Origin of the sequence: Nonomuraea longispora (genome assembly GCF_004348345.1) — a bacterium.
Taxonomy (GTDB): Bacteria; Actinomycetota; Actinomycetes; order Streptosporangiales; family Streptosporangiaceae; genus Nonomuraea; species Nonomuraea longispora.
In genome coordinates, this window is record NZ_SMJZ01000014.1 from 62831 (window position 1) to 76556 (window position 13726).

General features: G+C 70.3%; 12 protein-coding genes and 1 pseudogene. 5 read left to right on the top strand and 8 right to left on the bottom strand.

Annotation, left to right across the window (positions count from 1 at the left end):
- Positions 1-37 precede the first annotated feature (37 nt).
- Complete coding sequence (locus tag E1267_RS45290; RefSeq protein WP_181957750.1) at positions 38-175, top strand: hypothetical protein; 138 nt, start codon at positions 38-40, stop codon at positions 173-175.
- A 62-nt stretch (positions 176-237) separates the two neighbouring features.
- On the opposite strand, the gene E1267_RS06390 is transcribed toward E1267_RS45290, so the two are convergent.
- The 6 genes from E1267_RS06390 to E1267_RS06415 form a co-directional block, all read right to left on the bottom strand.
- The gene (locus tag E1267_RS06390; RefSeq protein WP_220449363.1) at positions 238-1035 is read right to left on the bottom strand and encodes a TetR/AcrR family transcriptional regulator; all 798 of its coding nucleotides are present in this window, start codon (positions 1033-1035) and stop codon (positions 238-240) included.
- A 173-nt stretch (positions 1036-1208) separates the two neighbouring features.
- On the bottom strand, positions 1209-2867 hold the full coding sequence (gene betA, locus E1267_RS06395) for a choline dehydrogenase (protein ID WP_246063537.1): 1659 nt from the start codon (positions 2865-2867) through the stop codon (positions 1209-1211).
- A complete protein-coding gene (locus E1267_RS06400; RefSeq protein ID WP_132330749.1) occupies positions 2843-3778 on the bottom strand; it encodes an ABC transporter substrate-binding protein in 936 nt (311 codons plus the stop codon). Before E1267_RS06400 ends, betA begins: the two co-directional genes overlap by 25 nt.
- A 52-nt stretch (positions 3779-3830) precedes the next feature.
- Positions 3831-4805, bottom strand: coding sequence for an ABC transporter substrate-binding protein (locus tag E1267_RS06405; protein WP_132330751.1), 975 nt, complete (start codon positions 4803-4805; stop codon positions 3831-3833).
- Positions 4802-6721: an ABC transporter permease gene (locus E1267_RS06410; protein ID WP_132330753.1), complete on the bottom strand. Its 1920-nt coding sequence runs from the start codon at positions 6719-6721 to the stop codon at positions 4802-4804. The genes E1267_RS06405 and E1267_RS06410 overlap by 4 nt, the downstream gene beginning before the upstream one ends.
- Positions 6718-7821 carry a quaternary amine ABC transporter ATP-binding protein gene (locus E1267_RS06415; RefSeq protein WP_132330755.1) on the bottom strand — a complete coding sequence of 368 codons (1104 nt, stop codon included), beginning with the start codon at positions 7819-7821 and terminating at the stop codon, positions 6718-6720. The genes E1267_RS06410 and E1267_RS06415 overlap by 4 nt, the downstream gene beginning before the upstream one ends.
- Positions 7822-8109: 288 nt before the next feature.
- On the opposite strand from E1267_RS06415, the gene E1267_RS06420 reads away from it, so the two are divergent.
- Genes E1267_RS06420 through E1267_RS06435 form a run of 4 tightly spaced genes read left to right on the top strand, consistent with a single transcriptional unit; the run spans position 8110 to position 12006 of the window.
- On the top strand, positions 8110-10665 hold the full coding sequence (locus E1267_RS06420) for a sensor histidine kinase (protein WP_132330757.1): 2556 nt from the start codon (positions 8110-8112) through the stop codon (positions 10663-10665).
- Positions 10662-11084, top strand: a complete 423-nt coding sequence (locus tag E1267_RS06425; protein WP_132330759.1) for a roadblock/LC7 domain-containing protein — start codon at positions 10662-10664, stop codon at positions 11082-11084. Before E1267_RS06420 ends, E1267_RS06425 begins: the two co-directional genes overlap by 4 nt.
- A gap of 60 nt (positions 11085-11144) precedes the next feature.
- Positions 11145-11459, top strand: a complete 315-nt coding sequence (locus tag E1267_RS06430; RefSeq protein ID WP_201760498.1) for a DUF742 domain-containing protein — start codon at positions 11145-11147, stop codon at positions 11457-11459.
- Positions 11440-12006, top strand: a complete 567-nt coding sequence (locus E1267_RS06435; protein ID WP_132330762.1) for a GTP-binding protein — start codon at positions 11440-11442, stop codon at positions 12004-12006. Before E1267_RS06430 ends, E1267_RS06435 begins: the two co-directional genes overlap by 20 nt.
- 1 nt (position 12007) lies before the next feature.
- Here E1267_RS06435 and E1267_RS06440 read toward each other — a convergent pair whose 3' ends face one another.
- Positions 12008-12967, bottom strand: a complete 960-nt coding sequence (locus E1267_RS06440) for an SIS domain-containing protein (protein ID WP_132330764.1) — start codon at positions 12965-12967, stop codon at positions 12008-12010.
- Positions 12964-13726: pseudogene (locus E1267_RS44105) on the bottom strand (hypothetical protein); the annotation flags it as partial. The gene E1267_RS06440 and the pseudogene E1267_RS44105, both read right to left, overlap by 4 nt.

Below are 13726 nucleotides of genomic sequence, written 5' to 3' on the forward strand. Positions count from 1 at the left end.
CGGGCTCCGGGAGGCGGCGCCGGCGCCGGTCAGTCTGATGGCGGGGGAGCTGAGCAGGGAGGGCGTGCTGGAACGGCGCGAGGACGACGCCGACCGGCGCCGCACGATCGTCAGCATCGCCGAACGGCGTCGGCCCGCCATCAACGAGTGGCTCGGCTGCGGCGCCATGGCGTGACGGCAGGCGCTGGAGCCGCTCACGCCGGAGCAGCGCCGGATGTTCGTGGACACGCTGCCGGCCTACGGGCGGGCGTTGCCCGGCGCCTGACCGCCCTCGGCGGCCCGGCTGTTCACCAGCGCCTCGATGCCGTCGAGCACACGCTGGAGGCCGAACTCGAAGGCGTGCTCGGCGCTGTAGGCGGCGTTGAGCTCCTCACCCACCGCCTGCCCCACCCGGGTCGCCGTGGGATAGCGGTCGACGTCGGCGATCCTGCCGAGGAAGGGCGAGTGCGCGGCCCACCACTGTTCGTCGGTCATGCCCGTCCGGGTCTCGGCCTGCGCCGCCTCCACCGCCCCGCGGGCCGTGCCGTGCACGAAACCGGTGATCAGGGTGATCACCGAGTCCATCTCCACGTCCGTCAGCCCGATCCCGTCGATCGCGCGCAGTTCGTAGTCGTACTTCGCGGTGACGTTCGGGCCGAGCACCGGGCGGCTCGTCGCCACCTGCAGCAGCCACGGGTGGCGCAGGTAGAGGGCCCAGTTCTCCCTGGCGATCTGCTCCAGCCGGCCCCGCCAGCCGCCGGGCACGTCCTCCGGCCTGGAGGTCTCGCCGTAGACGGTGTCCAGTATGACGTCAAACAGTTCCGGTTTGCCGGGCACGTACGTGTAGAGCGACATCGTCCCGACGCCCAGCCGCTCGGCCACGCGGCGCATGGACAGCGCCTGCAGGCCCTCCGCGTCGGCCACCTCGATGGCGGCGCGCACGATGCGGTCGACGCTCAGCTCCGGCTTGCCCTTGCGGCTGGCCCGCTCGCCGGTGCGCCAGAGCAGCGCCAGGCTGCGCGCCGGGTCGCCCTTGCCCGAGTACTCGACGGTCACCATCGTACGGTACACCGTACGGCAGTCGTTGTCGGTCAAGGGCTTGCTCCAGCTCAGAGACTCGCTGGGGGAGCAGTTCGTCCACGGGTCCGTGCTGTACGCGGGGAGACGGTCGCTCTCTTTCGGCGATCGGCTGACGGCGCTGCCGATCAGTGCGTTGGGGACAGATAGCCCTAATCCGGCGGCCGCGGATGGCGGTAGAACTCCACGGGATCCGGAGGTAACGGGGTGTTGCCGAGGATGAGGTCGGCCGCCTTCTCGGCGAGCATCATGACCGGGGCGTAGATGTTGCCGTTGGTGACGTACGGCATCGCCGAGGCGTCCACCACGCGCAGCCCGTCGAGGCCGTGCACGCGCATCGTCTCCGGGTCCACCACCGCCGTCTCGTCAGTGCCCATCTTGCAGGTGCAGGAGGGGTGGAGCGCGGTCTCGGCGTCCCTGGCCACCCAGTCGAGGATCTCCTCGTCGCTCCGCACGGCGGGGCCGGGGGACAGTTCGCCGGCGTCGAGGTCGGCCCAGGCGGGCTGGGACAGGATGGTCCTGGTGTGCCTGACGGCCTCCACCCACTCGCGGCGGTCCTGGTCGGTGGAGAGGTAGTTGAAGCGCAGCGCGGGCTTGGCTCGGGGGTCGGCCGACGTGATCCGCACCGAGCCCCTGGCGTCGGAGTACATCGGGCCGATGTGCACCTGGTAGCCGTGGCCGCCGGCCGGGGCGGAGCCGTCGTAGCGCACCGCGATCGGCAGGAAGTGGAACATCAGGTTGGGGTAGGCCACGTCGTCGTTGGAGCGGATGAAGCCGCCGGCCTCGAAGTGGTTGGTGGCCCCCGGGCCGCTCCTGCGGAAGAGCCAGTCGGCGCCGATGAGGGGCCTGCGCCACCTGGCCAGCGACGGCTGCTGCGAGACCGGCTGCCTGCAGCCGTGCTGGACGTACACCTCCAGGTGGTCCTGCAGGTTCTCGCCCACGCCGGGCAGGTCGTGCACCATCGGCACGCCCAGGGGCTCCAGCAGGGCGCGCGGGCCGACGCCTGACAGCTGCAGGAGCTGCGGGGTGTTGACGGCGCCGGAGCTCAGGATGACCTCGCCCGCCTCGATGCGTTCGCCGTCGCAGCGCACGCCGACGGCCCTGGTGCCGTCGAAGAGCACCCGCGCCACGAGGGCGCGGGTCCTGACCGTGAGATTGCGCCGGCGGCGTACGGGGTGCAGGTAGGCGCGGGCGGCGCTGAGCCGGCGGCCGCGGTGCACGTTGCGGTCGAAGGCGGCGAAGCCCTCCTGGCGGTAGCCGTTCACGTCGTCGGTGAGCGGATGGCCGGCCTGCTGCACGGCCTCGAAGAAGGCCTCGAAGAGGGGTCCTCGGGCCGGGCCGCGTTCGAGCTTGAGGGGGCCGTCGCCGCCGCGGAAGTCGGTGCCGGGCTCGGCCAGGCAGGTCTCCATGCGCTTGAAGTAGGGCAGGCAGTGCGCGTAGTCCCAACGCTCCATGCCGGGATCGGCGGCCCACCGCTCGTAGTCGAGCGGGTTGCCGCGCTGGAAGATCATGCCGTTGATGCTGCTGGAGCCGCCCAGCACCTTGCCGCGGGCGTGGTAGACACGGCGGCCGTTCATGTGCGGCTCGGGCTCGGACTCGTACTTCCAGTCGTAGAAGCGGCTGCCGATCGGGAACATCAGCGCGGCGGGCATGTGGATGAACACGTCCCACAGGTAGTCGGGCCTGCCGGCCTCCAACACCAGCACGGACGTCGAGGGGTCGGCGCTGAGCCGGTTGGCCAGGGCGCAGCCCGCGCTGCCGCCTCCCACGATGACGTAGTCGTACCTCAACGGGGTATCCAGTCCTTCCACACGATCTTGTTCTCGGCGACCCACCGCTCGGCCGCCTGCTCGGCGGTCAGCCTCTCGTTGATCATGTCACTGGCCACGGTGTTCTGGTCGTCGTTGGTCCAGTTGAAGTTGCGGACCAGCTCGTACGCCCGCCCGCCGGTCTCCGCGAACCGCCGGCTGACGATCTTGTCGAGCAGATAGGGCGGATAGTCGCAGGCGACCTTGGCCGGGACCTCGTCGCAGCCCACCGCGTACGCGGGCAGCGCGACCTTGACGAGTTTCACCTTGGTGAACAGCCATTGCGGTTCGTAGAAATACATGAGCAGGGGCGTCCGATTCCTCGTCGCGGACTGGGCCGCCTTGATCAGTTCCTCTTCGCTGCCCGAGTAGACGACCTTGTAATTGAGGTTGAGGTTCTTGACGAGTGCCTCGTCGTTGGTGACGAACGAGGGATCACCGTCCAGGATCTGTCCGGCATTTCCTGTCTTCTCCGTTCGGAAGAGGCGCGCGTACTTATTGAGGTTTCGGTAGTCCGTAATGTCGGGGTATTTTTTGGCCATCCATTCGGGGACGTACCAGCCGATCACTCCCTTGTTCCCCGTGAGTCCGGCCGACAGGGCGACCTTCTTCTCCTCGATGAACTCTTTCTTCAGATCGTTGTGCCCCCAGTTCTCGACGATCACGTCCACCTTGCCGGATGCGAAGTCGCGCCAGGACTGCTCCTCCGCCGCCTTGCGCGTCTTCACCGTGTATCCCAGCTCGTGTTCGAGCAGGTACGCCAGCACGGCCGCCTGGGCCTCGTACCCCACCCAGGCGTGGACGTCGATGTCGACCGTGCCCTTGGACACGGTGGCCGAGTCGGGCTCCTCGCTGGAGCAGGCTGCCAGGAGCAGGGCCGCGACCAGCGGCCCGACGAGCGTCTTCATTCGCATGAGAGGTCTCCGTGCCCGGGCCCCGCGTGCGGGGGCCCGGGTCATCGAGGGGCTACTTGGGGATCCACGCCTGCCACTTGGCGGGATTGGCCTCGATCCACTTCTTGGCGGCCTCCTCGCCGGTCATGCCGTTGTTGGTCATGTCGTCGGCGACGGCGTTCTGGTCCTCGTTGGTCCAGGTGAAGTTCTTGATCAGCTCGTACGCCTTGCCGCCGGTGTCGGCGAACCTCTTGCTGACGATCTTGTCGAGGTCCATCTCCGGGTAGTCGCAGGCCACCTTCTTCGGGTCGGCGTCGCAACCCTCGGTGTAGGGAGGCAGGTTGACCCGGACCAGCTCGGTCTGGCTGAACAGCCAGTGCGGGTCCCAGAAGTAGAACAGCAGCGGCTTCTTCTGCGCCTGCGCCTGCTGGGCGCCCTTGATCAGGGCCGCCTCGCTGCCGCCGGTGACGATCTTGTAGTCGAGCTTGAGGTTGTTGATCAACGCGGCCTCGTTGCTGACGTACGACGGGTCGCCGAACAGCAGCTGGCCCTTGTCGCCCGACTCGGAGGTCTCGAACAGCTCGGCGTACTTGTTGAGGTTCTTCCAGTCGGTGATGCCGGGGTGCTCGTCGGCCATCCACTTGGGGATGTACCAGCCGATGACGCCCTTGTTACCGGTGGAGCCCGCCTCGACGGCGACCTTCTTCTCCTCGATGAACTGTTTCTTCAGATCGGGGTGCCCCCAGTTCTCGATGATGACGTCGACGTCGCCGGTCTCGAAGCCCTCCCAGGCCAGTTGCTCCTTGATCTCGGGCAGCTCGACCTCGTAGCCGAGCTCGTTCTTCAACAGGTACGCCACGACGTTGGCGCTGGCCTCGTACCCGACCCACGGGTTGATGGCGATCTTCACCGTGCCGGCGGTGGTGCCGGAGGCACTGGCGCCGGCGTCGGGAGCGGCCGAGCTGGTCGAGGTGTCGACCGTGGCTCCGCCGCAGCCCATCGCGGTGATCCCTAGGGCGAGAAGGCCTGCGAGCAGGCGAATCTTCATGTGAACTTCCTTTTTCGGGGGGAGGAGCGCCTGTCGGCGCCCTGCGTGATGCGGTCGAGCATGACTCCGAGGAGCACCGTGGCGATGCCCGCCACGAAGCCCATGCCGAAGTCGGTCCGCTGGGAGAAGCCGAGGACCACGTCGTAGCCGAGCGCGCCCGCCCCGACCAGGCCGCCGATGACGACCATGGCCAGCGTCATCACGATGCCCTGGTTGGCCGCGAGCAGGATGGCCCTCCTGGCCATCGGCAACTGCACCTTCCACAGCAGCTGGCGCGGGGTCGAGCCGGCCGAGGCGGCGGCCTCGACGACCGTGGCGGGCACGGCCCTGATGCCGTCCTCGACCAGGCGTACGACCGGCGGGACGGCGAAGATGACGGAGGCGAAGATCGCGGTGAACCTGGTGGTGCCGAAGAGCGCCAGCGCCGGCAGCAGGTAGACGAACGCGGGCATGGTCTGCGCGGCGTCGAGCACGGGCCGCTGCACGGCCGAGAACCGCGGCGAGCGGGCCGCGGCCACCCCGAGCAGCAGGCCGATGGCCAGCGTGGCGAGCACCGCGACGGCCACGGTGCTCATCGTCATCATGCTGTGTTCCCACAGGCCGAGCAGCGCGATGGCGAGCAGGCAGGCCAGAGCCGTCAGCGCGGGACGCAGCCCGCTCACCCGCCAGGCGGCCGCCAGCACGGCGAGCGCCACCAGCCACCAGGGGGCCGAGGTGAGCAGTGACTCCAGCGGGTTGAGCAGCACCCGGGTGGTGGCGTCCTTGATGAACGTCGTCACCGGGTACCAGTTCGTCTCGGCCCAGCGGACGGCGTCGTTCACCTGCGCCACGACGTTGACGGCCAGGTTCTCCGGCCAGACGCGCGGCAGCACGGGGATGAGCGCGAGCCCGGCCACCGCCAGCAGCCCCGCCCCGGCGAGGTCGAGCCGGGAGGTGGTGGCGTGCGCGTCCCGGCGGGCGAGCGCCATCGTCATCCGGTCGAGCATCACCGCCATGATCACCACGGCCACGCCCGCCGGGAGCATGATGCCGACCTGCGCCCGCGACAGGCCGCGGATGATGTCGCCGCCCAGCCCAGGGGCCGAGATCAGGTTCGCGATGACGACCATGGACAGCGCCATCATGATCGTCTGGTTGACCGCCAGCGCCATCGTGGACCTGGCCAGCGGCAGGTACACCTTGAACAACGTCTGCCGGCCCGTGGCGCCCAGCGAGGCGGACGCCTCGACCGCCGTGGGGGAGACCCCCGAGACGGCCAGGGCGGTGATGCGGATGGCGGGCGGGATCGCGTAGATCATCGTCGCGATGGCGCCGGCGGGCGCGCCGATGTGGAAGAACAGTGCGAGCGGCGCCAGATACGCGAACGTCGGCATGATCTGCATGACGTCGAGAACCGGCGTCAGCGCCCTGCGCACCCGGCCGGAGAGTCCCGCCCACACGCCCAGCGGGATGCCGACGGCCAGCGACAGCAGCACCGCGACCGCGACCAGGGCCAGCGTGTCGACGCTCGACTCCCAGAGGCCGAGCAGGCCGAACGCGCTCACGCCGCCCACCGCCAGCGCCGCGATCCACCGGCCGCCGGCCAGCCAGCCGAGCGCGCCCATGACGCCCGTGATGCCGGGCCAGCCGAGCGCGTACAGGACGGTGTGGAAGGCGTCGAAGAGCCCGCCGACGAAGAGCCTGATGTAGTTGAGGAAGTACAGGAAGAGCGGGTTGTCGTTCCTGTTGTCGTCGATCCACTCGCGCAGCTCGGTGACGGCCAGGAACGGCGCCGCCGCCTCCCTGCTGTGCGGCAGCGTCGCCGTGTCGCGGAAGACCAGGTACGCCGCCGCGAACACCACCGCCGCCCCCGCCGTCGCCGCCCATCTCGGCAGGCCGAGACTGGAGGGCGTGCCGACGGCCGTGGCGCTGCTCATGCGCCCGCTCGCACGGGGCGCTCCTGACCCGACAGGAACGACAGCAGGTCGACCCGGTCCACGACGCCCGCCAGCTCGCCGCCGTCCACGACCCTGATCGGCCGGGCGGAGGCGGAGGAGGCGGTGATGGCGTCCTTGATGACCGTGGAGACCGGCAGCTCGGGCCCGTCCAGCGACTCGCCGGGCTCGGGCGGCCGGCAGAGCCAGCGCAGCGTCAGCACGTGGCTTCTCGGCACGTCGCGCACGAAGTCGGCCACGTAGTCGTCGGCGGGCGCGCCCACCAGCTCCTCCGCGGTGCCGAGCTGCACGATCGAGCCCGCACGCATGATCGCGATCCGCTCGCCCAGCTTGAGCGCCTCCGACAGGTCGTGCGTGATGAACACCATCGTCTTGCCGACTTCCCGGTGCAGGCGGATGACCTCGGCCTGCATGTCGCGCCTGATCAGCGGGTCGAGCGCACTGAACGGCTCGTCGAACAACATCACCTGCGGGTCCACGGCCAGTGCGCGGGCCAGCCCGACCCGCTGCTGCATGCCGCCGGAGAGCTGTTCGGGGTAGGCGTCGGCGTGGCCGTCGAGGCCGACCAAGGTGAGGATCTCCGCGGCCCGCTCGTGCCTGGCGGCCCTGGGGGTGCCCTGGATCTCCAGCCCGTACGCGACGTTGTCGATCACCTTGCGGTGCGGCAGCAGGCCGAAGTGCTGGAAGACCATGCTGACCTGGTGCCGCCGGATCTCGCGGAGCCGGGTGGGCGAGGCGCGGCCGATGTCCTCGTCGCCGATCCTGATCTCGCCCGCACTGGGTTCGATGAGCCGCGTGAGGCAGCGTACGAGCGTCGACTTGCCGCTGCCGGACAGCCCCATGACCACGAAGACCTCGCCGGGGCGCACTTCGAAGCCGACGTCCCTGACGGCGGCGGTGCAGCCGGTCTTCTCTCGCAGCGCGGCGGGGTCGAGATGTCTGTCCTCGCTGTCCAGCACTTTCTGTGCCTTGGGCCCGAAGATCTTCCAAAGGCCTTCGACGGTGATGGCCGCGCTGTGAGAATCGCCCACACTCGCCTCCTCGTATTGACGTCGCTCAACATATGTGGTGATTAGCGCCATTCTCAACGCTGTGACACTCCAGAGATCACGGTGCGGCTTCCGTGTTATGTGCTGAAACGTACTAACCACTCATTGGCGGACATCTATCTAGATGTGGGTTATTTTCCCGCCCAGGGTGCTTCCCGCGTGGGATCCCAAGTTCTATCCTCATGTGTCACACGACTCGACTTTTGTCGCGTTAAGTTCGATTGGCCGTCCTGTATGGGATGTGTTCCAATTACCCGCACTTGCTGATATCCCCGGGGCGCATGCCCCCTCATATACGCCGATTCGGGCGAGGTGCGTTCGGTGAGTACAGAGCTGGGCGAGAGGCAGGCCGGCAAGAGCGGCTGGCGGCTGCGCAACTGGCGCGTGCGTGCGCGTCTGGTCGCGCTCATCCTCATCCCGACGGCCGCCGCCGTACTGCTGGGCGGTGTCCAGGTACTCGCCTCGACCTCCGCCGCCACCGACTACGCCCGTACGAACCAGTTCGCCCGGATGTCGGCGGAGCTCGGCGAGCTCACCCACCAGGTGTCCGCCGAACGGGCCAGAACGGCGTGGTACATCGCGCGCGACCGGCCCGTGGACGAGCTGAACGCCGTACGCATCCAGATGGGCCAGGTCGACCAGTCCGTCAAAGAGGTGCGCGGCCTCGCGCAGTCCGTGCTGGGCGACGCGACCGGCCGCACCGCGGACCAGATCGAGACCCTGCTCACCCGCCTGAACGACCTGAACGCCCTGCGCGCGCAGGCCCTCGACGCCAACCTGCTGCCCGGCCCCGCCGTCGAGCTCTACACGACGGTGATCGCCGACCTGCTGTCCGTGCACAACGAGCTGGTCAAGGGCAGCGTCGACGACGAGTTGTTCCGCCAGACCCGCATGCTCGACGGTCTCGCCAGGGCCAAGGAGAGCGTCTCCTACCAGCAGGCGCTGGTCACGATCGTGCTGGTGGAGGGCGCGTTCGACCCTGACCAGCTCAAGAAATTCCTCGGTGAGCAGTCCAAGGAGGCCAGCGAGCGCAAGGGCTTCGCCGAGGAGGCCACCGCCGAGGAACGCCGCTTCTTCGACGAGACCGTCAACGGCAGATCCGCCGACCGCATGCTGTTCCTTCGCGAGCTGGTGCTGATCAGGGCCACCAACGAGCTGCCACTGCGCGGGCTCGACCAGGCCAGGCGCGACGACGCCAAGGAGTGGCACGACGGCGCCGCCGTGGTCGTCGACTCCATGCGCACGGTCGAGCGGCGCCAGGCCCAGGGGATCGTGGCACGCAGCGAGGCGCTCAGCGCGGACGAGCGGAGCAAGGCGTTCGTGACCGCGGGCGCGGTGCTCGCGCTGCTGGTCGCCGTGCTGCTGATCACCACCGGCGTGGCCAGGTCGCTCGTACGCCCCCTGCGCCGCCTCCGCGGCGAGGCGCTGGAGATCGCGGGCCGGCGGCTGCCCGACTTCGTGCAGCACCTGCGCGAGTCGCGCGACGGAGCGGTCAACGCCGAGGTACCGCCCATCGGCATCTTCTCCAAGGACGAGGTGGGCGAGGTCGCGCGCGCGTTCGACGAGGTGCACCGCGAGGCCGTACGGCTGGCGGGTGACGAGGCGCGGCTGCGCTCCAACGTCAACGCCATGTTCGTCAACCTGTCCAGGCGCAGCCAGACACTGGTCGAGCGGCAGCTCACGCTGATCGAGCGGCTGGAGCGCGGCGAGCGCGACGACGCCCGGCTCGGCGACCTGTTCAAGCTCGACCACCTGGCCACCCGCATGCGGCGCAACAGCGAGAACCTGCTCGTCCTGGCCGGTCAGGAGGCCGCGCGCAAGTGGAGCGAGCCGGTCGAGCTGATGGACATCGTACGGGCGGCGCTGGGCGAGGTGGAGAGCTACGACCGGGTCGGCATCCAGGTCGAGTCGGACGTCGCGATCGCGGGCCAGGCCGTCACCGACGTGGTGCACCTGCTCGCGGAGCTGGTCGAGAACGCCGTCTCCTTCTCCTCCAGGGACACCAAGGTCATGATCTCCAGCAGCCGCATCGACGAGGGCAGCCTGATGTTGTCGGTCACCGACCGGGGGATCGGCATGAACGCCGACGAGCTGGCCGAGGCCAACTGGCGGCTGGCCAACCCGCCGGTCGTGGACGTGTCGGTGTCGCGCCGGATGGGCCTGTTCGTGGTGGGCCGGCTGGCGTTGCGGCACACCATCAGGGTGCAGCTGCGGGCGCAGGACATCGGCGGCCTGACCGCCATGGTGCTGATCCCGCCGATGTTGCTCACCGAGGTGCCGAACGCCGTGCCCGCGCCGGGCCGGGTCCAGGTGCCCAGGCAGGCGCAGGTGCACACGTCGTCCTTCGGGACCGCCGAGTCGTACGCGGCGCCCGTTCACACCCCGTCGCCCGCATCCCTGACCGGACCTCCGCCGGGGCATCCCTCGTTCGACGACGCTCCCATGGCGGCCGAGCCGTCGTCGTGGTTCGGCCCGCCGGCCGGCCCGGACGCGCCGCGCACCCGTGCGGCCGGGACGCCGCCCGACCTGCCGGGGCCGCCGCAGGAGGAGTTCCTGCCCATCTACACCGCCGTCGAGGGGAGCAGCTGGTTCAGCAAGGCGGCGCCCACCGCCGACCACCGCGAGGACTCCTGGAGCTCACCCGCCGACCAGGGATGGCAGGCCGCGGGCGCGACCTCGGAGCCTGCCCAGGGCGGCACCACGAACTCGGGCTTGCCGAAAAGGATGCCGAAGGCGAATCTGGTACCGGGCGCCGCAAATCCGGCGCCCGCTCCAGCTCCCGCTCCACCGCTGTCCCCTGATCGGCTGCGTTCCAGGCTGGCCAGTTACCAGCAGGGCGTGCGCAAGGGCCGTGCCGAGCTCGAGGAGGAGTCATGAAGGAGCTTAGCCAGGCCGCCAGGGACATCAACTGGCTGGTCACCGGCTTCGTCGAAGAGGTGCCCGGCGTCGCGCACGCCGTGGTCGTCTCCGCAGACGGGCTGCCGATGGCCTATTCGCGGGGCTTCCCCAAGGACCGCGCCGACCAGCTCGCCGCCATCGCGGCGGGCCTGGTCAGCCTGACGCACGGGTCGGCGCGGGTGTTCGAGGGCGGAGGCGTCACCCAGACCCTCGTCGAGATGGAACGCGGGCTGCTGCTCGTGATGTCGATCAGCGACGGCTCCTGCCTGGCTGTGCTGGCCGCCCCCGACTGCGACATGGGGCTGGTCGCCTACCAGATGACGATCCTGGTGGAGCGCGCGGGCCAGGTGCTCACGCCCGCCGTACGGGCGGAGCTGTCCGCCGCACGTCCGTGGTGATGGGAGTCAGTCGTGGCATCGTGGGATAACGGTGAGCCCGAGCGCAGCTCGCTCGTCCGCATGTACGCCGTCACCGGCGGCAGGACCGCTCCGCGCACCCAGCTGGCCATGGAGGCTCTGGTGTCGTCGGCGACCTCGGCCCAGCTCGGCATGACCTACACCCGCGAATACCGGGCGATCAGCGAGCTGTGCCGGCAGGTGAGGTCCGTGGCGGAGATCTCGGCGCTGCTGGGCGTCCCGCTCGGGGTGGCGCGGGTGCTGGTCGCCGACATGGAGGCGGACGGGCTCGTCAGGGTGTACCAGCCGCAGCTGAACGCCGGCCTCCCCGACCAGAAACTGCTTGAAAGGGTGTTGAGTGGACTTCGCAGGCTCTGACCGGCTCACCTCGACGAAGATCGTCGTAGCGGGCGGGTTCGGCGTGGGCAAGACCACCTTCGTGGGCTCCGTGTCCGAAATCCTGCCGCTGACCACCGAGGCGGTCATGACGGACGCGTCGGCGGGCATCGACGACCTCGGCCACACGCCGGGCAAGACCACCACCACCGTCGCCATGGACTTCGGGCGGCTCTCCCTGGCCGGTGACCTGATCCTCTACCTGTTCGGCACGCCCGGCCAGTACCGCTTCTGGTTCATGTGGGACGACCTCGTGCGCGGTGCCATCGGCGCCGTGGTGCTGGTCGACTCGCGCCGTCTGGCCGACAGTTTCCCCGCCGTCGACTACTTCGAGGAGTCGCGGATCCCGTTCGTGGTCGGCCTGAACGGCTGGAACGGCGAGTTCCCGCACCGCGAGAGCGAGGTGCGCGAGGCGCTCACCCTCTCGCCGCACGTGCCGATCGTGCGCACGGACGCGCGGGCGCGCCCGGCGGTGAAGCGCACCCTCATCACGCTTGTCGAGCATGCGATGACCGTGCGCGCCGGCTGACCTACCGGCCGCTCCACCAGTGGGCGGCCACCAGCTCGGCCACCAGGGTCTCGGTCAGCAGGGCCACCTCGGGGTCGCCGTCGTGCCGGTACCGTACGGCGGCCGTGGCGTCCGGCACCTCCGCTCCGACGGTGAGCACCGTCGAACCCCGCCGGCGCACCCAGTCCATGGCCTGGTCGTCATAGCGGGAACCCGGGTAGAGCAGGGCCCGGTAGTCGAGGGTCTTGGTGAGGTAGACGTCCACGTGGGACCAGTCACCCGTCTCGCAGGCGTCGGCCGGGCGGCGCGGGCCCTCGCGGAACATCAGCGCCGACTGCTCCGCCGACGACAGGCGCTCGACGGGGGCGACGGTGTAGACGCCATGCGGGCCGTCGAGCAGCTCCAGCGCCTGCGGGAGCCAGGCGTCCGCGCGTTCCAGCAGGTCGGAGGTGGCCTCGGCGGCCCGCCGTACGAGGGCGGGCACGTCGCGGTCGCGCCCCGTGAGCGTGGCCTCCATGAGCAGCAGCAGCGCCAGGGTGTGCTGGAACGTCCGGCACGCGACGCCGCCGCGCTCCTCGCCCGCGTGCATGGGGATCACCAGGTCGGCCGCCTCGGCGAGCGGCGAGGACGTGGCGTTGGTGAGCGCGGCGACAGGGGAGGGGCCGCCCGCGTACCTGGCCGTGGCGTCGAGGGTCTCCCCGCTGGCGCCGGTGGCGGAGATCGGCACGACCAACGTGTCCCGCCCGGCCGGATAGGTGGCGGCGGCGGAGGCGTAGTCGGCGTACGCGTCGACGCCGGCCGCGCGCAGGCGCAGGGCCGCCACTCCGGCGGCGTACCGGGAACTGCCCATGCCGAGGAAGAGCACCCTCGTGATGCCCTCGGGCAGGGCGAGGAACGGGTCGTCCTCGGTCAGGGCGGCGGCGAGGCGCCGCAGCGCCTCCGGCTTGGCCAGCAGGTCGGACAGATGGAGCTCGGGATTCACGCGTCATTCTCCTCGGGATACCAGGTGCGCAGAACGCCCATGGGGGCGTAGCGCCAGCGGGGCAGGTGCCGGGCGGCGTAGATGAGCTCCCGGCACTCCTGCTCCACCTCGAACGGCCGGATCAGCCGGTCGTCGAGCAGGTCGGGCCTGCCCCGTTCGGCCAGGCGGGCCCGGTAGGCCGACAAGAGGCCGGCGCGGGCGGCGGCCGCCCACGCGGCGGCCTCGGCGGGCGGCGTGGACCGGCGCTTGATCGCCACCTGCGCCACGTGGTCCAGGCTCGTGGTGAGCTGGGCGACGTCCCTCGCCGCCGGCTGGTACGGGTCCGCGCCGGCGACCGTGGGGTTGCCGTCGAAGTCGATCACGGCGTAGCCGCCCTCCCACCGCAGGACCTGGCCGACGTGGAGGTCGCCGTGGATCCTGATGCGCGGACCCGCCGCGAGGGCGCCCAGCGGGGCCAGGTCGCGCCGGATGGCCTCGGACCTGGAGCCCAGCCACGCGCCGTCGTCGCCGCCGGTCAGCTCCAGGGCCCGCGCGAGCGCGCCCGCTGCCCGCGCCGCCAGGTCAGGGCCGCCACCGCCGGTGGGCGGGGGCAGTGTGGCGAGCGCGAGGTGCAGGTCGGCGGCGAGGCGGCCGAGAGAGGTGGCGAAGGCGGTGGCGTCCGCCCTGTCCGGCGCGGCGGCCTGGTCGACGCACCACTCCCAGCCGTCCCGTGCCCCGGGCAGATAGCCCGTGACCAGGGCGAGGAGATGGTCGCGGCCG

Excerpts from the sequence above, each read along its gene's own strand:
- E1267_RS06425 (WP_132330759.1), top strand. The coding sequence starts at position 10,662 with ATGAAGGAGCTTAGCCAGGCCGCCAGGGACATCAACTGGCTGGTCACC.
- E1267_RS06400 (WP_132330749.1), bottom strand. The coding sequence starts at position 3,778 with ATGCGAATGAAGACGCTCGTCGGGCCGCTGGTCGCGGCCCTGCTCCTG.
- E1267_RS06415 (WP_132330755.1), bottom strand. The coding sequence starts at position 7,821 with ATGGCGCTAATCACCACATATGTTGAGCGACGTCAATACGAGGAGGCG.
- E1267_RS06405 (WP_132330751.1), bottom strand. The coding sequence starts at position 4,805 with ATGAAGATTCGCCTGCTCGCAGGCCTTCTCGCCCTAGGGATCACCGCG.
- E1267_RS06410 (WP_132330753.1), bottom strand. The coding sequence starts at position 6,721 with ATGAGCAGCGCCACGGCCGTCGGCACGCCCTCCAGTCTCGGCCTGCCG.
- E1267_RS45290 (WP_181957750.1), top strand. The coding sequence starts at position 38 with ATGGCGGGGGAGCTGAGCAGGGAGGGCGTGCTGGAACGGCGCGAGGAC.
- E1267_RS06430 (WP_201760498.1), top strand. The coding sequence starts at position 11,145 with ATGTACGCCGTCACCGGCGGCAGGACCGCTCCGCGCACCCAGCTGGCC.